Raw genomic sequence first — 19,602 nt, forward strand, 5'->3', positions numbered from 1 at the left:
GTGGACTCGTTCAATCCGACCACGAAGACCCAGGCGGCACTGACCTCGGCCTTGCAGGCGGCGACCACCGCAGGCAACCCGCAGATCACTCCCGCCCATCTGTTGATGGCGTTGCTCACCCAGAACGACGGCATCGCTGCACCACTGCTGGAGGCGGTCGGAGTAGAGCCCGCGACCATCCGGGCCGAGGCCGAGCGCATGCTCGGGCGGCTTCCCAGCGTCTCGGGCTCCACCTCGCAACCCCAGCTGAGCCCGGATGCGATCGCGGCGATCACCACCGCCCAGCATCTCGCCACCGAGATGGACGACGAGTACGTCTCCACCGAGCACCTGCTGTACGGGCTGGCCAGCGGCGACTCCGATACCGCCAAGCTGCTCACCGGTGCGGGCGCGTCCCCGCAGGCACTGCGTGACGCCTTCGTGAAGGTGCGCGGCAGCGCCCGGGTCACAAACCCGGATCCCGAGGGCACCTATCAGGCGCTGGAGAAGTACTCCACCGACCTGACCGCGCGGGCGCGCGAAGGCAAACTCGACCCGGTCATCGGGCGCGACAACGAGATCCGTCGTGTCGTGCAGGTGCTGAGCCGCCGGACCAAGAACAACCCGGTGCTCATCGGTGAGCCCGGTGTCGGCAAGACCGCCATCGTCGAGGGCCTGGCCCAGCGCATCATCGCAGGCGATGTGCCGGAGTCCTTGCGGGACAAGACCGTCGTCTCACTGGACATGGGGTCCATGGTGGCCGGCGCCAAGTACCGCGGTGAGTTCGAGGAGCGGCTCAAGGCCGTCCTGGATGACATCAAGAACTCGGCCGGACAGGTCATCACCTTCATCGACGAGTTGCACACCATCGTCGGCGCCGGTGCCACCGGTGAATCCGCGATGGACGCGGGCAACATGATCAAGCCGATGCTGGCGCGCGGTGAACTGCGTCTGGTCGGCGCGACCACGCTCGACGAGTACCGCAAGTACATCGAGAAGGACGCCGCCCTGGAGCGCCGCTTCCAGCAGGTGCTGGTCGGGGAGCCCTCGGTGGAGGACACCGTCGGCATCCTGCGTGGCCTCAAGGATCGCTACGAGGTGCACCACGGTGTGCGCATCACCGACTCGGCGCTGGTCGCCGCCGCCACCCTCTCCGACCGCTACATCACCAGCCGCTTCCTGCCGGACAAGGCCATCGACCTGGTCGACGAGGCCGGATCCCGGCTGCGGATGGAGATCGATTCCCGGCCCGTCGAGATCGACGAGGTCGAGCGATTGGTCCGGCGCCTGGAGATCGAAGAGATGGCGCTGGCCAAGGAGGAGGACGACGCGTCCAAGGACCGGCTGGAGAAGTTGCGGGCCGAGCTCGCCGACAAGAAGGAACAGCTTTCCGAACTGACCACCAGGTGGCAGAACGAGAAGGGCGCCATCGACGTCGTGCGCGAGCTCAAGGAGCAGCTCGAATCGCTGCGTGGCGAGGCCGACCGGGCCGAGCGCGACGGTGATCTGGCCAAGGCCTCCGAGCTGCGTTACGGCCGCATCCCCGAGGTGGAGAAGAAGCTCGACGCCGCACTGCCGGTCGCCGAGGCGCGCGAGAACGTGATGCTCAAGGAGGAGGTCGGGCCCGACGATATCGCCGAGGTGGTGGAGGCCTGGACCGGCATCCCCGCCGGGCGCATGCTCGAAGGCGAGACCGCCAAGCTGCTGCGCATGGAGGAGGAGCTGGGCAAGCGCGTCATCGGGCAACGCTCCGCGGTGCAGGCCGTCAGCGATGCGGTGCGGCGCAGCCGCGCCGGAGTGGCCGACCCGAACCGGCCGACCGGCTCGTTCATGTTCCTCGGCCCGACCGGTGTCGGTAAGACCGAGCTGGCCAAGGCGCTGGCGGAGTTCCTCTTCGACGATGAGCGCGCCATGGTCCGCATCGACATGAGCGAATACGGCGAGAAGCACTCCGTCGCGCGACTTGTCGGTGCGCCTCCGGGCTACATCGGCTACGACCAGGGCGGTCAGCTCACCGAGGCGGTGCGCAGGCGTCCGTACACGGTGGTGCTGTTCGACGAGATCGAGAAGGCCCACCCGGACGTGTTCGACGTGCTGCTGCAGGTGCTCGACGAGGGTCGGCTGACCGATGGTCAGGGCCGCACGGTCGACTTCCGCAACACCATCCTCATCCTGACGTCCAACCTGGGCGCCGGTGGCAGCGAGGAGCAGGTGATGGCGGCGGTGCGCTCGGCCTTCAAGCCCGAGTTCATCAACAGGCTCGACGATGTGCTCATCTTCGATGCGCTGAACCCGGCGGAGCTGGTCTCCATCGTCGACATCCAGCTGGCCCAGTTGCAGAAGCGGCTGGCTCAGCGGCGTCTGGTGCTGGAGGTCTCACTGCCTGCCAAGCAATGGCTGGCCGAGCGCGGTTTCGATGCGCTCTACGGTGCCCGCCCGCTGCGCAGGCTGGTGCAGCAGGCCATCGGCGATCAGCTGGCCAGGATGTTGTTGGCCGGCGACGTGCACGACGGCGACGTCGTCCCCGTCAACGTCAACGCGGCAGGTGACGGTCTGGTCCTGGGCTGACCTGCCCGCTGAGTGGCCACTTGTTGCACGGTTTCGCAAAGATTCCGGGCGATAAGTGGCCATTCGGCGTTCCGGTCGAAGATTGTGACCACTTCGAGTTCTGGCGAATCCCGGTCCAGCAAGTACGCTGAGGGCGATGGTTCCTCTCTGGTTCACGCTGTCCGCACTCTGCTTCGTGAGTGCGGCAGTCCTGTTGTACGTGGATTTCGGCCGTCGGCGAGGTCTCGGCCGACGCCGTAAGTCGTGGGCGAAGTCGCACGGGTTCGACTACGAACACGAATCCGCCGACATCCTCGACCGCTGGAAGCGCGGCGTGATGTCAACCGTCGGTGACAGCGCCCACGCCCGCAACGTGGTGCTCGGCCAGATCCGCGGCGAGGCGGTCTTCATCTTCGATATCGACGATGTGGCCACCGTGATCGCCCTGCACCGCAAGGTGGGCACCAATGTGGTGGTCGACCTGCGACTCAAGGACATCAAGGAGCCCCGCGAGAGCGATATCTGGCTGCTCGGCGCGATCGGCCCGCGGATGGTGTACTCGACCAATCTGGATGCGGCCCGCCGGGCCTGCGACCGCCGGATGGTGACCTTCGCCCACACCGCACCGGACTGCGCCGAGATCATGTGGAACGAGCAGAACTGGACGTTGGTGGCCATGCCGGTCACCAGCACTCGCGCCCAGTGGGACGAGGGCCTGCGCACGGTGCGCCAGTTCAACGACCTGCTGCGGGTGCTCCCGCCCGTGCAGCAGCCCGGCACCAACGGCGCCCGCGCCGGACAGCCCGCGCTGGCCCGCCGGAGCGGCTCCCCGAGCCGGCCGCTGGCGCCCCGGCCCGCTGCGCTGCAGAGCCCGGCCGAACTGCCCGCCGGTCGCGGCGATCAGCCGCCTAGCCGCAGCGATGTCAGCCGCTACACCCAGCAACGCCCGCCGGTGCACCAGCCCCGCCAGGCGCCCCACTTCCAGCGGTAGATGCAGGTACTGATCACCGGCCCGACCTCGGGCATCGGTGCCGGATTCGCCCGCCGCTACGCCGCGGACGGCCATGACCTGATCCTGGTCGCCCGCAATGCCGACGGGCTGAGGGCGCTGGCCACCGAACTGGGTGATCGGCACGGTGTCTCCGTCGAGGTGCTCCGCGCCGACCTCGCCGACCAAGCCGGCCGCGATGCCGTCTGCGCACGGTTGCGCGACGGCGTGCAGGTGCTGATCAACAACGCCGGGTTCGGCACCTCCGGTGAGTTCTGGACCGCGGACTACGCGCAGCTGCAGTCCCAGCTCGACGTCAACGTCACCGCCGTCATGGCGCTCACTCATGCCGCGCTGCCCCCCATGCTGGCTGCCGGCACCGGCACCGTCATCAATGTCGCCAGCGTCGCCGGCCTGATGCCGGGTCGCGGGTCGACCTACTCGGCCTCCAAGGCCTGGGTGATCGCCTTCTCCGAGGGGTTGGCCAACGGCCTCGGCGGCACCGGGGTCGGCGTCCACGCCCTGTGCCCCGGATTCGTGCGTACCGAATTCCACGAGCGGGCCGGTATCGATATGGCCGGAACCCCGTCCTGGTTCTGGCTGGAGGTCGACGATGTCGTCGAGGACACCCTCGCCGGCGTGGCCGACCACGAGGTCGTCATCGTGCCGGGCCTGCAGTACAAGGCGCTGACCACCGGTAGTCGACTGCTTCCGCGAACCCTGTTGCGCGGCTTGACGAAACGAGTCGGCAAGGGCCGTGATCGCACGTGATCCGCACCGCCATCGCGCTGCTGGCGGCCGTCATGCTGGTGGCTGGATGTGCAGCAAGCGATGATCACCAGGGGCCCTTCGGCGCCCAGCAGGCCACCCTCGGCGAGGCCCAGTCGCTGCTCGGCTGGAACATCTCGGTGGCCAATCTGCGCTTCGAGGGCAACCAGGTGCTGGTGGACGTCGACGCAGCCGTCGCCGACGAGAACGCCGACCATGTCGCCGCGGACAGCCTGCGCTTCGGTCTCTACGGCGCGCTGTCGCATCCGCTGGAGGCCACCGCCGTCGGCAGCTGTGACTCGGTCACCGACCTGAACCTGCAACCGGTCACCGCCGCCGATCCCGCCAGGCTCAGCGGCACCGTCTGTCTCGGCCCGCTGCGCGACCAGAGTCAGGTGCGCGGCATCTACGTGTACTCGCCCAAGGACCGGATGCCGAAGACCACCGTCGCCTACCCGGCCGCCTTCCCACTGGGCCTGGCACCCACGCCGGACAACGACACCGGACTGGTCATCACCTCCACCAGCGTCGACGGATTCGCCGCCGACGGGTCACAGCTGCGGCCCGAGGCGATCGGTGACCCCGACGCGTTCACCGGTAACGGATACATGTTGCTCGGTCTGTCGATCGACGGTCTGGCGCAGCGGTATCGGGAGGATTCGCAGCACCGCGGCGGGCCGCTGATGGTGCTCACCGGTCCGACACTGCCGGGAAAGGGCCTCTCGTATGCCTGTTCGGCGTACGGGTCCTCGCTGCTGGTGTTGCCCGACGAGACCCGCGATGCCGTCGCGATCCGGGCTTCACTGTGCACCCAGGGCGAGATCAACGCCGCGCTGCTGTACCCGACCGTTTCGGTGGTCGGTACCCACGCCGCGTTGTGGACCACCCCCGATGACTGAGTCGCCCGGACCCACCGAGTGGGGCGAAAGTCCCGGCGTCGGACCGTGGCAAGGACCCCTGCCCACCGGAGCGGACGCCGCCCGATACGACCCTGAGCTGCTACGCGCCGGTGACACCCGCAATGTCGTCGACGCATATCGGTACTGGACCCGCGAGGCGATCATCGCCGATATCGACCGGCGCAGGCACCCGTTGCACATCGCGATCGAGAACTTCGGCAGCGACGCCAATATCGGCACCGTGGTGCGCACCGCCAATGCGTTCGCCGTGGACACCGTGCACATCGTCGGGCGGCGCCGCTGGAACCGTCGCGGCGCCATGGTCACCGACCGCTATCAGCGGCTGCGTCACCACGAGGACACCCCCGCACTGCTGGCCTTCGCCGCCGAAGCCGGGCTGACCGTCGTCGCGGTCGACAACGTGCCAGGATCGCGTCCGCTGGAGACCGCGGTGCTGCCGCGCGACTGCCTGCTGGTGTTCGGTCAGGAAGGCCCGGGGATCACCCCGGAGGCGTCGGCCGGTGCGGCGTTCACGGTGTCCATCGCGCAGTTCGGCTCGACCCGCAGCATCAATGCCGGCGTGGCTGCCGGTATCGCGATGCACGCCTGGGTCCGCACACATGCCGACATAACCGCGGCCTGGTAGGGCAAAATCGTGCCCATGGTCGAGGTATGGGCAAATCGCGCCGCCAGTTCGGAGGCCGCCGTCACCGCGCGGCACCTGCGACGGCTGTGGGGGCTGCCCGGAACCCAACTCGGGGTCACCGCGTGGCCGGCGGCGCGCAACCAGTCGCTCTTCGGCACCTGGCACTACTGGTGGCAGGCGCATCTGCTCGACTGCCTGGTCGATGCCCAGCTGCGCGATCCCCAGCCGCAGCGCCTGACCAGGATCAAGCGTCAGATCCGCGGTCACCATCTTCGTAACAACCTGCGCTGGACCAACAGCTATTACGACGATATGGCCTGGCTGGCCCTGGCCCTGGAACGCTCCGAGAGGCTGGTGGGTGTCGGCCGACCCAAGGCGCTGCGCACCTTCACCGAGCAGTTCCTCAACTCCTGGGTTCCCGAGGACGGCGGCGGAATTCCCTGGCGCAAACAGGATCAGTTCTTCAACGCCCCGGCCAACGGTCCGGCCGGCATCTTCCTGGCCCGGTCCGAGGACCGGCTGCGCCGCGCGCAGCAGATGGCCGACTGGATCGAGGACACCCTGATCGATCCCGAGACCAAGCTGGTCTTCGACGGCATCAAGGCCGGGTCGCTGGTGCGCGCCCAGTACACCTACTGCCAGGGGGTCGTGCTCGGTCTCGAGGTCGAATTGGCCAACCGCACCGGCGACCTCGAGCACGCCGAACGGGTGCACCGGTTGGTCGCCGCCGTCGAGCAGCACATGACGAGTGGCGGCGTCATCCGCGGTGCCGGCGGTGGTGACGGGGGATTGTTCAACGCCATCACCGCCCGCTATCTGGCCTTGGTCGCCACCGATCTGCCCGGCAGCACTCCCGCCGACGAGCAGGCCCGCGCCACCGCACGCACGATCGTTTTGACCTCCGCGCAGTCGGCGTGGGACTACCGCCAGACCGTCGACGGTATGCCGCTGTTCGGCCCGTTCTGGGATCGCAACGCCGAGGTGCCGCAGGCGGCGACCAAGGCCGCACAGTCGGTGGACGGTGCGGTCAACGCCTCCGAGATGCCCGAACGCGATCTGTCGGTGCAGTTGTCGGGCTGGATGCTGATGGAGGTCGCCCACACCCTGGATGCCGGTACCGCGTGATCCGGCGCAACCCGACCGCCGCGCGCAGCGGCGAGAACACTGCTGCCGGTCTGCTGCTGTTGTTCACCCTGTTGGCCATCCTGTGGTCGAATTCGCCGTGGGCGCACAGCTATACCGATTTCTGGGACACCCACGTCGGGTTGACCTTCGGCAGCATGCACGCCGAGATGAGCGTCAAACATCTCGTCAACGACGCGTTGATGACATTCTTCTTCTTCCTGGTCGGCCTCGAGGTCAAGAGCCAGTTCGTCATCGGTGAACTGACCGACCGGTCCCGGGCGGCGGTACCGGTGCTGGCCGCGCTGGCCGGCCTGATCGTGCCGGCGCTGGTGTTCCTGTTGTTCAATCCCAGCGGCGACGAGGCGCGGGCCTGGGGTGTGGTCATCTCGACCGACACCGCCTTCCTGGTCGGCGCGCTGGCCATCATCGGGCCCAAGCATCCGTCCCGGCTGCGGACGTTCCTGCTGACCCTGGCCGTCGTCGACGATGTCGGTGCGCTGCTGGCGATCGCGTTGTTCTACTCCGATCAGATCCGGATCTGGCCGTTGCTGCTGTCGGTGGTGCTGATCGCACTGCTGGCCATGGTGCGGTTGCTGCCTGCCGCGCGCGGCCCGGCCTACTTCGTGCTGGGTCTGGGATTGTGGCTCGCCCTGTTGCAGGGCGGCGTGCACCCGACGCTGGCCGGTGTCGCGGTGGCCCTGTTGATCCCGGTCTTCACCCCCGAACGCGACCGGGTGGAGGAGGCCGTCGAGATGATCGGTGTCTTCCGGCAGTCCCCGAACTCCGAGTACGCGCGGGAAGCGGCACGACGGCTGCGTGATTCGATCTCCATCAACGAGCGGCTGCAGACCACGTTCACGCCGTACGTGTCCTACCTGATCCTGCCGGTGTTCGCACTGGCCAACGCCGGCGTGCAGTTCAACATGCAGACCATCGAACTGGCCGTCCGCTCCCCGCTGACATGGGGCATCATCGCCGGCCTGGTGGTCGGCAAGTTCGTCGGTATCACCGCGGCGACGGCCATCGTGCGGGCCAGCGGCCTCGGCCAACTGGCGCCGGGGCTGACCCTGCGCCGGGTGGCCGGCGGCGCGGCGCTGTCCGGGATCGGGTTCACCATCTCGCTGTTCATCGTCGACATCGCGATCAGCGATCCGGTCAGCCAGGATCTGGCCCGCGTCGGTGTGCTGGTGGCCTCGGTGGTGGCGTTCGCCCTCGGCTGGTTGCTGTTCGCCGTCACCGACCGGCTCAGCCCACCGGTTGCCGTCGGCGCCACCCTGCTGCGCCCCGTCGATATCGAGCGCGACCACATCGCCGGAAATCCGCACGCGTCGCTCACCCTGGTCGAGTACGCCGACTTCGAATGCCCGTTCTGCAGCCGAGCGACCGGCTCGATCGACGAGGTGCGGGCGCATTTCGGGGATCGGTTGCGCTATGTGTGGCGGCATCTGCCGCTGGAACGGGTGCACCCGCATTCGGTGGATGCCGCCCGAGCCAGTGAGGCCGCCGCGTTGCAGGGGCGGTTCTTCGAGATGGGTGCCCGCATGTTCGAGATGCAGGACCACCTGGAATGGCAGCACATCTACCGCTACGCCGACGGGGTCGGCTGCGATATCGCGAAGTTCGACGAGGATGTGCAGTCGGCCAGGGTGATGCACCGGGTGACCGATGACATCGAGGATGCCGAACTGATGGATCTGGGTGGGACGCCGACGTTCTTCGTCAATGGCGTTCGGCACACCGGGCCGTACGACGCCGCCAGCCTGATCCGCGCGCTGGAGGGTTAACGGCTGCGCCCGCGCACCGAACCGAAGACCACCAGCGTCGCTGCCAGAGCGGTGAGCACCAGCCCGGCCACCGTGACGGCCTGCCGGAACTGGCCGGTCTGCACCGTGGTCCAGTTCCCGGTTGCCAGCGAGCCGGTGAACAGCGCCGCCAGAATGGTGCCGGTGACGACGATCCCGATCGCCGAGGTCACCTGTGCGGCGGTATCGGTCAGTGCGGTGCCGAGGGAGGTCCGGTCCTCCGGCAGCCCGCGCAGCACGTTGAGCGCGGCGACCACGCCGACCACCCGCATGCCCGCGGCCACCAGGGCCAGCGACACGGCAACCCACGGATAGCCGAACCGGCCGAAAAACCCGAACACGGCCAGGCCGATCACCACGGTGCAGGCGCTGAGCCAGGCGGCACGTTCGGGTCCGACGCGGCGGACGAACGGATCGACGAAGGCGCTGCCCGCGATCAACACGAGGACCTGGGGCAGCATGCCGAGCGCGGCCAGCGCCGGTGGCCACCCCCAGTCGAGCTGCAACTGCAGCGTCACCAGATAGCCGAGGCCCGCAACCGCCAGCCCGGCGGCTGCCTTGAAGGCCAACCCGCTCGAAACCAACGGGCGTGCAATGATTTCCAGAGATATCAGCGGAAAGCTTGTGCGCCGTTCACGAACGACGAACAAGGCGAGGGTGGTGACGGCTGCCGCGGCGGTCGCCCACGGCAGCCATGATCCGACACCGCGGTCGACGAAGAGCGTGGGCGTCAGCAGCGCCAGCACGATCGTCGTGGTCCCCAATGCCGCACCGGGGAGGTCCAGTGGGTCGCGGTGCAGATCGGCCGGGCGGTCGGCCGCCACGCCGCGACCCACCCCGATGATCGCCAGCATGGCGATCGGGACGTTCACCAGCAGGAGCAGCTGCCACGGGGCGATCTGGATGACCAGTCCGCCGACGGTGGGTCCGATGGCCAGCCCGACCAGGCCGACGGTGGAGATGAGGGTGATGGCGCGCAGTCGCAGGGTGTCCTCGTCGAAGAGCCGGAACGCCAGCGCCATCGAGCCGGGCGTGGTCATCGCCGCGGCGACGCCGGTGAGTACTCGGACCGCGATGAGTTGTTCGGCGGTGGTGACGAAGGCGGTGGCCAGGCTGGCTGCGGCGAGCAGGGTGAGGCCGATGATCATCAGCCGCCGTCGACCGAACCGGTCGGCGAGCGCGCCGAAAACCAGCATCAGCCCGCCGAACACGACGGCGTAGGCGCCCACGACCCACTGCAGGGCGGTCGTCGAGGCGTGCAGATCGCGGCCGATGGTGGGCAGGGCGACGGTCAGCACCGAGTTGTCGAGCATCTCGAAGAGGAACACCGCGCTGAGACCCGTCAGGGCCATCCATGTCTGGGTCAGTGACCGGGGAGGCAGAATGCGGGAAGCAACGGACATACGCACTAAGTTAAGTCACTAAACTTAGTGAGTCAACAGATGGGATGGTCATGCCGAGAACTTCGGAGCGCGGGGGCCCGTTGACCCGCCGCAAGATCTCCGACGTCGCCACGATGCTGTTCCTGGAGCGCGGGTTCGACACCGTCACCGTCGCCGATGTGGCGCGTCAGGCCGGTGTGTCCAGCGTGACGGTGTTCAAGCACTTTCCCCGCAAGGAGGACCTGCTCTTCGACCGCGTGGAGGATGCGGTCGCGATCCTGCGCGCGGCCGTGCGCGACCGGGGTGCCGGCGTCGACGCGCTGACCTCGCTGCGCGACGCGTCCTTCCGATTGGTCGACGAGCGCCACGCGCTGTCCGGGGTGAAAGCGGGATCGATCCCGTTCTATCGGACGGTGGCCGCCTCACCCGCGCTGATCGCGCGGGCCAGGGAGATCGCCGCGGAACTGGAGCAGACCCTGGCCGCCGATCTGGAGGTGGACGCGGAGTTCGACGGGGACCCGACGCTGTTCGCCGCCCTGTTCATCGCCGGTTACACGACGGTGCTGACCGGGACCGCGCGCCGTGTCATCGCCGCGGACGCACCGGATCCGGTGGTCGAGGATCACCGGGCGCGATTGACGGCGCTCTTCGACGCCCTGCGCGGCGGGCTCTAGCCCTGCTCGGCCAGCGGTCCCTCGCCGGCGTCCTTGACGGCCTTGCGCCGCTTGTACCACTCGATGGCGATGGGCAGCACCGAGAGGATGACGATGCCGATGACGATCGGCTCCAGCAGCTTCTGGATGATCTCGAAGCGGCCGAGCCAGAAGCCCAGCAGTGTCAGCCCGCAACCCCAGACGATGGCGCCGATGGCGTTGTACAGCGTGAACACCGCATAGTTCATCTTGGCCGCGCCGGCGGTGATGGGCGCCAGGGTGCGCACGATCGGCACGAACCGGGCGATCACGATGGCGAAGGGCCCGCGCTGCTCGAAGAACACATGCGCCTCGTCGAGGTACTTCTGCTTGAGGAATCGCGCGTTCGGCTTGAACATCGCCGTACCGACATTGCGGCCGATCCAGTAACCGAGCTGCGCGCCGAGGATCGCCGCGACCGGGATGAAGACCAGCAGCTGCCACAGCTGGAAGTTGACGTCGGCGACGTTGCCCTCGGCCGAGGCGGTCTGGATGCCCGCGGCCAGCATGCCCGCCACGAACAGCAACGAGTCACCGGGCAGGATCGGGAACAGCACCCCGGATTCGACGAAGACGACCACCAGCAGCCCGATCAAGGCCCAGGTGCCGAAGTAGCTCAGCAGGTTGATCGGGTCCATGAAATCCGGCATGAGCGCCAGGGTGGTGGTCATGGGGTTCGAAGATACCGGCTCGACCTTAGGGACAGGCCACGGCGATCCGGTAGCTGGAATCGACGATGCGCGCCGGATCGGCGGAATCGGTGCCGCTGCCCGACCCGGTGACGATCCAGGTGGCGTCGTTGCGCAGCACGGTCGGGGCGCGTCCGGCCGTTGCGGGCACCGGGACGCCGAAGGCGTAGGCCAGGGCGACGCCGCCGACGTCGCCGATGGTCACCGACCGCACGGCGGGAGCATCCTGGCCGGCCTCGTCGTCGGGCTCGTCGATGATGACGGTGACCCCCAGCGATGATTCCCCGATGCTGATGGTGAGCGGGCCGGCAGCGTCATCGCACTGCACCGGGCCGGTGGGGCCCGGGGCGCCGTTGACGACGACCTGCGCGGTGCCGGCAGGCACCGAGTCGACCTGAACCGGTGGTGGGGGAGGGGCCGATGCCGTGGTGGGGACGGTCTCGGGCGGGGCCGGCTGCCCGCACCCGGAGAGCGTGCCCGCCATCGCGGTGGCCAGGATGACGAACAGGGTCGGGACCGGCAGCGCGCGCATTTCTACCCGAGAGTAACCGGTGTACCCGGCATCCGCCCTGCCGCCGTCGGGGGCTTCTTGAGATACTGCCTGGGACAGCGCACGCGACCCAGGAGGAAGTCCATGCCCATCGCCACGCCCGAGGTCTACGCCGAGATGCTCGGCCGTGCCAAGGAGCACTCGTTCGCCTTCCCGGCGATCAACTGCACCTCCTCGGAGACCATCAATGCCGCGATCAAGGGATTCGCCGACGCGGGTAGCGACGGCATCATCCAGTTCTCGACCGGCGGTGCGGAATTCGGTTCCGGCCTCGGGGTCAAGGACATGGTTGTCGGCGCCACCGCGCTGGCCGAGTTCGCCCACGTCGTCGCCGCCAAGTACGACATCACCGTCGCACTGCACACCGACCACTGCCCCAAGGACAAGCTGGACAGCTTCGTCCGCCCGCTGCTGGCCATCTCCGCCGAGCGCGTCAAGAACGGCCAGAACCCGCTGTTCCAGTCGCACATGTGGGACGGCTCCGCGGTGCCGATCGACGAGAACCTGCAGATCGCGCAGGAACTGCTGAAGCTGTCGACCGAGGCCAAGATCATCCTCGAGATCGAGATCGGTGTCGTCGGCGGTGAAGAGGACGGCGTCGAGGCCGAGATCAACGAGAAGCTCTACACCTCTTCCGAGGATTTCGAGAAGACCATCGACGCCCTCGGCGCCGGCGAGAACGGCAAGTACCTGCTGGCGGCCACCTTCGGCAACGTGCACGGGGTGTACAAGCCGGGCAACGTGAAGCTCAAGCCGGAGATCCTGGCGCAGGGCCAGCAGGTCGCCGCGGCCAAGCTCGGCCTCGCCGACAGCGCCCAGCCGTTCGACTTCGTCTTCCACGGCGGCTCGGGCTCGCTGAAGTCCGAGATCGAGGACTCACTGCGCTACGGCGTGGTGAAGATGAACGTCGACACCGACACCCAGTACGCGTTCAGCCGTCCCATCGCCGGGCACTTCTTCACCAACTACGACGGTGTGCTCAAGATCGACGGCGAGGTCGGCAACAAGAAGGTCTACGACCCGCGCAGCTACCTGAAGAAGGGCGAGGCCGGGATGACCGAGCGCGTCATCGAGGCCTGCAACGACCTGCACAGCGCAGGCCGGTCGGTCTCTGCCGGTTAGGTCACGACAGCCAGGACCGGAGAACAAGAATCGGCGCGTTCCCCAGCCGGGGACGCGCCGATTTTTTCTTCTGCTCAGCCGTTCTGGCAGATCTTCCACTGGTCGTCGCGGAACTGGAGATCGAAGCTGCGGGTGGACCGGGTCTGCGGGGCATTGGCCATGAAGGTGGTCACGTTGGCCTCGGCATGATCGTCGACCACGACCACCTCGTCGATGCTGGCCACCACGGGGTACTGCTTGGCCGCCGCGACCCGGCGATGCGTGTCGGTCCAGGCCTTGTCGTCATAGCGGACATAACTGTCGCGGGTGGCGCCGCAGGTCAACCCCCGCAGCGCGGCCAGATCGCCCTTCTGGATCGCGACATCGAAGTTCTCGATCGTCGAGCGAACCTGATCCTCCTGGGAGGCGGCGCCGTCACTGCCCCTGGTGAGCAGCACGGTGCCGAGGATCGCGACCGCGGCCACGGCGGCGATCACCAGCACCACCGCGATAACCCAGCCCCAGCTGCGCCTGCGCGTGGACGCCTTGGGTGCATCCTCGCGGGGCGGAATCACCTGAGGCGCAGCCACTTTGGAGGTGTCGATCATCTCCGTCGGCGCACCCGCGGCGAAGATCTCGGTCGGCGGCTCGGGCACCGACTGGATGATCTGGGTGGAGCCGTCGAATCCCGACGGCGCGGTGAACCGGCGTTCCGAGGAATCCTCGGCCTCCGATGCGTCCGCGGTGGGCTCGGTGTTCGGGTCCCCGGGTTCTGTTGGGTTCGACATCCCTGCTGCGGTCCTCCCTCGCGAACGCTCTCCGCAAGCCTAGTCACTGGCGGCATATCCCCGCACGGCACAATAGGCCCATGACGCGTATGGGTGACCTGCTGGGGCCGGATCCGGTGCTGCTGCCGGGTGATACGGAGGCCGAAGAGGAACTGGCGGCGGGCGAGGAGCCCGCCATCGTGGCTGCGGCGCACCCGAGTGCGTCGGTGGCCTGGGCCGCGCTGGCCGAGGCGGCGCTGGCCGACGAACAGCCCGTCACCGCGTACGCCTACGCACGGACCGGGTATCACCGCGGGCTCGATCAGCTGCGCCGCAATGGCTGGAAGGGTTTCGGTCCGGTGCCCTACGCACACGAGCCCAACCGCGGTTTCCTGCGCTGTGTGGCATCGCTGGCGAAGGCGGCCCAGACCATCGGGGAGACCCCGGAATACGCCCGGTGCCTGGACCTGCTCGACGACTGTGACCCGGACGCCCGTGCGGCGCTGGGCCTGGCCTGACACCCCTTTCTCAACAGCCGTGGGCCCCGCAATCGTCATCGCCGGTGGGCTCCACCTGGACGGTGGCGTGCTCCAGGCCGTGGGCGGCCAGGACCGCCCGGGCATCGACCAGCACCCGCGAGGAGTCCGCGCTGCTGGTCAGGTGTGCGGTGGCCATGTCCTTGCCAGGAACGAGCGTCCAGACGTGCAGATCGTGCACGCCGGTGACGCCGTCGACCGACTCCAGATCGCTGCGCAGTTCCTCGACGTCGATGTGCGCCGGTGACGATTCGCTGAGGATTCGCAGCGCGGCCCTGGCCAGTGCGACGGCGCGCGGCAGTACCCACAGCGCGACCAGGACGGCGACGACGACGTCGGCGTAGGGCCAGGAGGTGGTCACGGTGACGATGCCCGCGATCAGCACGCCGATGCTGCCGACGGTATCGGCGACGACCTCCATGTAGGCGCCCTTGACGGCGAGGCTGTGCTCGGCGTCCGAGCGCAGCAGCAGCACCACCGCGATATTGGCCAGCAGTCCCGCCAGGGCGACCACGATCATCGGCACGCCGGGGACATCGGGCGCATCGCCGAGGCGCTCGAAGGCCTCGTAGAGGATGAATGCGGCGACACCGAACAGCAGTGCTGCGTTGGCCACGGCGGTGAACACCTCGGCGCGGTGCCAGCCGTAGGTGCGCGCCGCCGAGGTCGATCCGCGGCGGGCCATGAGCACCGCGGTCAGCCCCATGAACATGGCGACCAGGTCGGTGAGCATATGGCCGGCGTCGGCGAGCAGGGCGATCGAGTTGATGCTCAGCGCGGTGACGAGTTCGACGACGAAGAACGTGGCCAGGATGGCCGCGCCGATCATCATGCGGCCTACCCGCGTATCGCTTCCACCGTGGCTGTGGTCATGTCCGGCACCCATGCCGCCGAATATATGCGGAAGTATGCATATGTTGCAAGAGCGCCCTAGAGCCAGGCGGACCAGAATCGGGTGAGGCCACCGCCCAGGGAGACCAGCGGGCCGGGAACGCCGGAGAGCTCGACGAACCAGAACACCGCACCGAAGAAGAGCTGGTTGAGCTGCGGCACCAGCAGCACGATCAGCAGGATGACGAAACCCCATTGCTTGACCGGGTCCAGGGTGCGCTGGGTGTCGGTGCTCAGATGGGGTTCCAGGGCGTTGTAGCCGTCCAGGCCGGGGATCGGCAGCAGGTTCAACAACACGGCGGTGACCTGAAGGAAGCCCAGGAATGCGAGGCCGGCCCAGAACACCGCGTGGGCCGGGTCGTAGAACAGGCGCGTCGCGCCGAGCAGCAGGATGGCCAGCACCAGGTTGGCCAGCGGGCCGGCCAGGCTGACCTGCGTGCGTTGGCGCGCCGTCATCCAGGAGGTATGCAGATAGACCGCACCGCCCGGTAGCCCGATCCCGCCGATGGCGATGAACAACATCGGAAGGCCCAGCGACAGAAGCGGATTGGCGTACTTGAGCGGGTTGAGCGTCAGGTACCCGCGGACCTCGACGTTGTGGTCGCCGAACCGCCATGCGGTGTAGGCGTGGCCGAACTCGTGCAGACACAGCGACACCAACCAGCCGGCGATCACCAGCACGAAGACCGAGACGTAGGAGAGCGTCTGCACGCGGTCGGCGCACAACCACGCGCCCACCCCGCCTGCCACGGTCAACCCGACGATGGCCAGGAAGATCGGGCTGGGGCGCACCGACTGACGCAGAGGTCTGATGTTCACGTCCCGACGCTACCTAGTGCACCGATAGCCAGCCCTGTGTGTGCCGGTAGAACGTCGACCGCTTGACCGCGCGGGTGCTCGGCTCGCCGTCGCGGACCACCAACGCACCCGGCGTCCCCAGCTGCGCGGCGCGTCCGGTCACCCAGCGGCCCGGCCGCATGCGCCGCGACAACACGGTGGCGCGCAGCCCGGGTTGGTCGGCAATCGGTTCCACCCGCACCCCGGCGACCTCGCCGTCGAACAGCACCGTGTCGTCGACCACCGCCTCACCGACCAATGCCGAATTCGCGCCGACCCAGACGGCGGCACCCACGATCACCGACCCCGTTTCGTCCCTGATCAGCGGCACCCGCGTGGCCCGACCGGACAACGCCCGACCCGCTCCCCAGGGCCTGCGCACGTGCGCGACCTCGATATCGAGGCGGTCCGCCCGCAGCAGACGCTTGAGCACCGAGGCCAGATCGGCGTCGGCGCCGACCACGATGACGCGCCGGAAATCGGTCACCTCCTCGGGAGAAATCCCCGGTAGTCCGCGCAGCGAACGGGGTGTCCGACGACCGCCGAACAACAAAACGCCCACGTCATGTGTGGCCAACGCAACTCCTACGGCTCCGCTCGGATAGGGTGGGTCACCGGCTGCATCACTTTAAGCGGGAGAAATGCCATGCCGGCAATCGTGCTCATCGGCGCCCAGTGGGGCGATGAGGGCAAAGGTAAAGCCACCGACCTGCTCGGTGGACGTGTGCAATGGGTAGTTCGCTACCAGGGAGGTAACAACGCGGGTCACACCGTGGTGTTGCCGACCGGTGAGAACTTCGCGCTGCACCTCATCCCCTCGGGAATCCTCACCCCGGGTGTCACCAACGTCATCGGTAACGGTGTCGTGGTGGACCCGGGTGTGCTGCTCACCGAGCTCTCGGGTCTGGAGGAGCGCGGGGTCGACACGTCCCGGCTGCTGATCTCCGCCGACGCGCACCTGCTCATGCCGTATCACGTCGCCATCGACAAGGTGACCGAGCGGTACATGGGCAGCAAGAAGATCGGCACCACGGGTCGCGGCATCGGGCCCTGCTACCAGGACAAGGTCGCGCGCCTGGGCATCCGGGCAGCCGATGTGCTCGATGCTGCACTGCTCGAGCAGAAGATCGAGGCGGCGCTGGACTTCAAGAACCAGGTGCTGGTCAAGATCTACAACCGCAAGGCACTCGAGCCTGCCGAGGTTCTGGAGAACCTGCTGACCCAGGCCGAGGGTTTCAAGCACCGCATCTCCGATGCCCGGTTGCTGCTGAACCAGGCGCTGGAGGACGGTCAGACGGTGCTGCTCGAGGGCTCGCAGGGCACCCTGCTCGACGTCGACCACGGCACGTATCCGTTCGTCACCTCGTCGAACCCGACCGCAGGCGGTGCGTCGGTGGGCTCGGGTATCGGGCCGACGCGCATCACCACGGTGCTGGGCATCCTGAAGGCCTACACCACCCGGGTGGGCTCGGGCCCGTTCCCGACCGAGCTGTTCGACGAGCACGGGGCGTACCTGGCCAAGACCGGCGGCGAGGTGGGCGTGACGACCGGCCGGGCCCGGCGCTGTGGCTGGTTCGATGCCGTGATCGCCCGGTACGCGACCCGCGTCAACGGCATCACCGACTACTTCCTAACCAAGCTCGACGTGCTGTCGAGCCTGGAGACGGTGCCGGTGTGCGTCGGCTACACCGTGGACGGCAAGCGCACCGACGAGATGCCGATGACCCAAGCCGATATCCACAAGGCCGAGCCGATCTATGAAGAGTTGCCCGGTTGGTGGGAGGACATCTCCGGTGCGCGGGAGTTCGACGATCTCCCGAAGAACGCCCGCGATTACGTGCTGCGGCTCGAAGAGCTTGCCGGAGCGCAGGTCTCATGCATCGGCGTCGGCCCGGGGCGGGATCAGACGATTGTCCGCCGGGATATCCTGGCGTGACCGACTTCGGGCTGGATCCGCGCCGAGCCGACCCTGAGTACGACCGGCACGGCGGGTTTCCGGTCTTCGAGCTCGCGGATCCGGGCCCGGGATTCGCCCGCTTCCTGACGGCGATGCGTCATGCGCAGGACCTCGCGGTATCGGCCGATCCCGATGGTGAGACCTGGGATGCCGCAGCCGATCTGGCCGAACAGCTGGTGGGCCTGCTGGAACCGCATCGGGCCGCCGAGGGGGTCGGGCCCGCGAGCAGGGTGCCGTCCCTGCCCGGGGCGGGCAGCTTGTTGATGCCGCCATGGCAGATCACCAAGTTCGACGCCGACGGTGTCGAACTGACGGTGCAGTTCAGCCGATATCACGTCGGCGGAAACGGCGCCGTGCACGGTGGGGTGCTGCCGCTGCTGTTCGACTCGGTGTTCGGCATGGTGATCCACGCGGCGGGCCGACCCGTCAGCCGGACCGCTTTTCTGCATGTCGACTACCGAGCCGTGACCCCGATCGACCAGACGCTCACCGCGCGTGGGTGGGTGCGTGAATCCGAGGGGCGCAAGGCGTTTGTGAATGCCGAACTGGTCGACGGCGACGGGAAGCTGTTGGCCGAGAGCAACGGTTTGATGATCAGATTGCTGCCCGGTCAGCCCTGATCGTGTGACCATGTCTGTGTGACGGACAGGCTGACGACCCCGCGGGCTGCCGCGGCGGCCGGGGTGGTTTTCGCGGTGTTGTTCGGGACTGCGCTGGTCCTGATCCGACTGGCGCTGCCCGAGGGTGCCGACTCGGGTGCGCAGTGGCTGGTAGAGGGCAGTACGAACCTGGATGTCGCCGCGAAGATCATGCCGTTCGCCGGGATAGCGTTCCTGTGGTTCATGGCGGTGGTTCGCGATGGATTGGGCGGTTACGAGGACCGGTTCTTCTCGACGGTATTCATCGGCAGCGGTCTGTTGTTCTTGGCGATGATGTTCGTTGCCGCTGGGGTCGGTGCCGGGCTGGAACGCAGTGGTGCGGCAATGGATCCAGATGTTGCGGAGTTCGGGCAATTCGTGCTGCTGACGGTGTCGAAGACCTACGGACTCCGGATGGCAGCGGTGTTCATGATCTCGCTGGCCACCATCTGGCGTAAGACCGAGCTCATGCCGGGTTGGTTGGTGATCTCGACCTACGTTGCCGCACTGGGACTTCTGATCGCCAGCGACCTCAGCATGTGGCTGACGCTCGCCTTCCCGGCATGGGTGCTGGTGGTCAGTGTCTTGTTGCTGCGGCGGGCCGCTCGCGCCTAGAAGTCCGGTTGTCCGCGGGCGTTTTCGAGGGCGAGTTCTCTTGCGTTGCGGGTACGTTCGGCGTTGATGCGGTAGTCGCGGTCGTGTTGCCGGGTGCGTTGGCGCCGTGGGATATCGGGTTCGCGGTCGCGCTCATCGATGAGGGTGATGTGTCGTGTTCTCGGGATTTCGACGTCGGATCTGTTGTGGGGGA

At 67.8% G+C, this 19,602-nt stretch carries 20 protein-coding genes and 1 pseudogene; 13 read left to right on the plus strand and 8 right to left on the minus strand.

Annotation, left to right across the window (positions count from 1 at the left end):
* From clpB to nhaA, 7 genes are all read left to right on the plus strand, one after another.
* Positions 1-2,547, plus strand: coding sequence for an ATP-dependent chaperone ClpB (clpB, locus tag G154_RS06645; RefSeq protein WP_019512823.1), 2,547 nt, complete (start codon positions 1-3; stop codon positions 2,545-2,547).
* A 136-nt stretch (positions 2,548-2,683) separates the two neighbouring features.
* Positions 2,684-3,517 (plus strand): trehalose monomycolate transport factor TtfA, encoded by an 834-nt coding sequence (gene ttfA, locus G154_RS06650; protein ID WP_019512822.1) that lies wholly within the window; start codon positions 2,684-2,686, stop codon positions 3,515-3,517.
* Positions 3,518-4,285: an SDR family oxidoreductase gene (locus G154_RS06655; protein ID WP_019512821.1), complete on the plus strand. Its 768-nt coding sequence runs from the start codon at positions 3,518-3,520 to the stop codon at positions 4,283-4,285. It begins immediately after the preceding gene.
* Complete coding sequence (locus tag G154_RS06660) at positions 4,285-5,181, plus strand: hypothetical protein (RefSeq protein ID WP_023985216.1); 897 nt, start codon at positions 4,285-4,287, stop codon at positions 5,179-5,181. The genes G154_RS06655 and G154_RS06660 overlap by 1 nt, the downstream gene beginning before the upstream one ends.
* Entirely contained in the window at positions 5,174-5,827 is a 654-nt protein-coding gene (locus G154_RS06665) for an RNA methyltransferase (RefSeq protein WP_019512819.1), read from the plus strand. The genes G154_RS06660 and G154_RS06665 overlap by 8 nt, the downstream gene beginning before the upstream one ends.
* 15 nt (positions 5,828-5,842) lie before the next feature.
* Positions 5,843-6,952, plus strand: coding sequence for a glycoside hydrolase family 76 protein (locus tag G154_RS06670; protein WP_019512818.1), 1,110 nt, complete (start codon positions 5,843-5,845; stop codon positions 6,950-6,952).
* Complete coding sequence (nhaA, locus tag G154_RS06675) at positions 6,949-8,736, plus strand: Na+/H+ antiporter NhaA (RefSeq protein WP_019512817.1); 1,788 nt, start codon at positions 6,949-6,951, stop codon at positions 8,734-8,736. The genes G154_RS06670 and nhaA overlap by 4 nt, the downstream gene beginning before the upstream one ends.
* Here the strand turns inward: nhaA and G154_RS06680 are convergent.
* Positions 8,733-10,157 (minus strand): MFS transporter, encoded by a 1,425-nt coding sequence (locus G154_RS06680; protein ID WP_023985217.1) that lies wholly within the window; start codon positions 10,155-10,157, stop codon positions 8,733-8,735. The two genes, nhaA and G154_RS06680, sit on opposite strands and share 4 nt — an antisense overlap.
* 50 nt (positions 10,158-10,207) lie before the next feature.
* Here G154_RS06680 and G154_RS06685 point away from each other — a divergent pair, with 50 nt between their 5' ends.
* Positions 10,208-10,810 (plus strand): TetR/AcrR family transcriptional regulator, encoded by a 603-nt coding sequence (locus G154_RS06685; RefSeq protein ID WP_031601300.1) that lies wholly within the window; start codon positions 10,208-10,210, stop codon positions 10,808-10,810.
* Here the strand turns inward: G154_RS06685 and G154_RS06690 are convergent.
* Positions 10,807-11,499: a DedA family protein gene (locus G154_RS06690; RefSeq protein ID WP_019512814.1), complete on the minus strand. Its 693-nt coding sequence runs from the start codon at positions 11,497-11,499 to the stop codon at positions 10,807-10,809. The genes G154_RS06685 and G154_RS06690 overlap by 4 nt on opposite strands.
* A 25-nt stretch (positions 11,500-11,524) precedes the next feature.
* A complete protein-coding gene (locus tag G154_RS06695) occupies positions 11,525-12,049 on the minus strand; it encodes a lipoprotein LpqH (RefSeq protein WP_019512813.1) in 525 nt (174 codons plus the stop codon).
* A gap of 102 nt (positions 12,050-12,151) precedes the next feature.
* On the opposite strand from G154_RS06695, the gene fbaA reads away from it, so the two are divergent.
* The gene (gene fbaA / locus G154_RS06700) at positions 12,152-13,189 is read left to right on the plus strand and encodes a class II fructose-bisphosphate aldolase (protein WP_019512812.1); all 1,038 of its coding nucleotides are present in this window, start codon (positions 12,152-12,154) and stop codon (positions 13,187-13,189) included.
* Positions 13,190-13,263: 74 nt separating this feature from the next.
* Here the strand turns inward: fbaA and G154_RS06705 are convergent, their stop codons facing one another.
* Positions 13,264-13,956, minus strand: a complete 693-nt coding sequence (locus tag G154_RS06705) for a DUF4878 domain-containing protein (RefSeq protein ID WP_019512811.1) — start codon at positions 13,954-13,956, stop codon at positions 13,264-13,266.
* 80 nt (positions 13,957-14,036) lie between these two features.
* Here G154_RS06705 and G154_RS06710 point away from each other — a divergent pair, with 80 nt between their 5' ends.
* Positions 14,037-14,453 (plus strand): DUF3151 domain-containing protein, encoded by a 417-nt coding sequence (locus tag G154_RS06710; protein ID WP_019512810.1) that lies wholly within the window; start codon positions 14,037-14,039, stop codon positions 14,451-14,453.
* Positions 14,454-14,463: 10 nt separating this feature from the next.
* Here G154_RS06710 and G154_RS06715 read toward each other — a convergent pair whose 3' ends face one another.
* Genes G154_RS06715 through G154_RS06725 form a run of 3 tightly spaced genes read right to left on the minus strand, consistent with a single transcriptional unit; the run spans position 14,464 to position 16,776 of the window.
* Complete coding sequence (locus tag G154_RS06715; RefSeq protein ID WP_023985219.1) at positions 14,464-15,357, minus strand: cation diffusion facilitator family transporter; 894 nt, start codon at positions 15,355-15,357, stop codon at positions 14,464-14,466.
* 44 nt (positions 15,358-15,401) lie between these two features.
* Entirely contained in the window at positions 15,402-16,181 is a 780-nt protein-coding gene (locus tag G154_RS06720) for a site-2 protease family protein (RefSeq protein WP_019512808.1), read from the minus strand.
* A 13-nt stretch (positions 16,182-16,194) separates the two neighbouring features.
* Entirely contained in the window at positions 16,195-16,776 is a 582-nt protein-coding gene (locus tag G154_RS06725) for a hypothetical protein (protein ID WP_023985220.1), read from the minus strand.
* 69 nt (positions 16,777-16,845) lie between these two features.
* Between G154_RS06725 and G154_RS06730 the strand changes: the two genes are divergently transcribed.
* From G154_RS06730 to G154_RS06740, 3 genes are read left to right on the plus strand one after another with little or no spacing between them, the layout of a single operon-like run.
* Complete coding sequence (locus tag G154_RS06730) at positions 16,846-18,135, plus strand: adenylosuccinate synthase (RefSeq protein WP_019512806.1); 1,290 nt, start codon at positions 16,846-16,848, stop codon at positions 18,133-18,135.
* Positions 18,075-18,776: a PaaI family thioesterase gene (locus G154_RS06735; protein ID WP_081649944.1), complete on the plus strand. Its 702-nt coding sequence runs from the start codon at positions 18,075-18,077 to the stop codon at positions 18,774-18,776. Before G154_RS06730 ends, G154_RS06735 begins: the two co-directional genes overlap by 61 nt.
* Before the next feature lie 30 nt (positions 18,777-18,806).
* Entirely contained in the window at positions 18,807-19,409 is a 603-nt protein-coding gene (locus tag G154_RS06740; protein ID WP_023985221.1) for a hypothetical protein, read from the plus strand.
* Here the strand turns inward: G154_RS06740 and G154_RS26735 are convergent.
* Positions 19,406-19,602, minus strand: a pseudogene (locus G154_RS26735) (HNH endonuclease); the annotation flags it as partial. The gene G154_RS06740 and the pseudogene G154_RS26735 overlap by 4 nt on opposite strands.

Origin of the sequence: Mycobacterium sp. VKM Ac-1816D, from assembly GCF_000416385.1 — a bacterium.
Classification (GTDB): domain Bacteria; phylum Actinomycetota; class Actinomycetes; order Mycobacteriales; family Mycobacteriaceae; genus Mycobacterium; species Mycobacterium neoaurum_A.

Bases quoted from the DNA above. Each gene is read 5' to 3' on its own strand.
- fbaA (WP_019512812.1), top strand. From the start codon at position 12,152: ATGCCCATCGCCACGCCCGAGGTCTACGCCGAGATGCTCGGCCGTGCC.
- G154_RS06715 (WP_023985219.1), bottom strand. From the start codon at position 15,357: ATGGGTGCCGGACATGACCACAGCCACGGTGGAAGCGATACGCGGGTA.
- G154_RS06655 (WP_019512821.1), top strand. From the start codon at position 3,518: ATGCAGGTACTGATCACCGGCCCGACCTCGGGCATCGGTGCCGGATTC.
- G154_RS06685 (WP_031601300.1), top strand. From the start codon at position 10,208: ATGCCGAGAACTTCGGAGCGCGGGGGCCCGTTGACCCGCCGCAAGATC.
- G154_RS06690 (WP_019512814.1), bottom strand. From the start codon at position 11,499: ATGACCACCACCCTGGCGCTCATGCCGGATTTCATGGACCCGATCAAC.
- G154_RS06735 (WP_081649944.1), top strand. From the start codon at position 18,075: ATGCATCGGCGTCGGCCCGGGGCGGGATCAGACGATTGTCCGCCGGGA.
- G154_RS06705 (WP_019512811.1), bottom strand. From the start codon at position 13,956: ATGTCGAACCCAACAGAACCCGGGGACCCGAACACCGAGCCCACCGCG.
- G154_RS06695 (WP_019512813.1), bottom strand. From the start codon at position 12,049: ATGCGCGCGCTGCCGGTCCCGACCCTGTTCGTCATCCTGGCCACCGCG.
- G154_RS06670 (WP_019512818.1), top strand. From the start codon at position 5,843: ATGGTCGAGGTATGGGCAAATCGCGCCGCCAGTTCGGAGGCCGCCGTC.
- ttfA (WP_019512822.1), top strand. From the start codon at position 2,684: ATGGTTCCTCTCTGGTTCACGCTGTCCGCACTCTGCTTCGTGAGTGCG.
- G154_RS06710 (WP_019512810.1), top strand. From the start codon at position 14,037: ATGACGCGTATGGGTGACCTGCTGGGGCCGGATCCGGTGCTGCTGCCG.
- G154_RS06730 (WP_019512806.1), top strand. From the start codon at position 16,846: ATGCCGGCAATCGTGCTCATCGGCGCCCAGTGGGGCGATGAGGGCAAA.
- G154_RS06680 (WP_023985217.1), bottom strand. From the start codon at position 10,157: ATGTCCGTTGCTTCCCGCATTCTGCCTCCCCGGTCACTGACCCAGACA.
- G154_RS06665 (WP_019512819.1), top strand. From the start codon at position 5,174: ATGACTGAGTCGCCCGGACCCACCGAGTGGGGCGAAAGTCCCGGCGTC.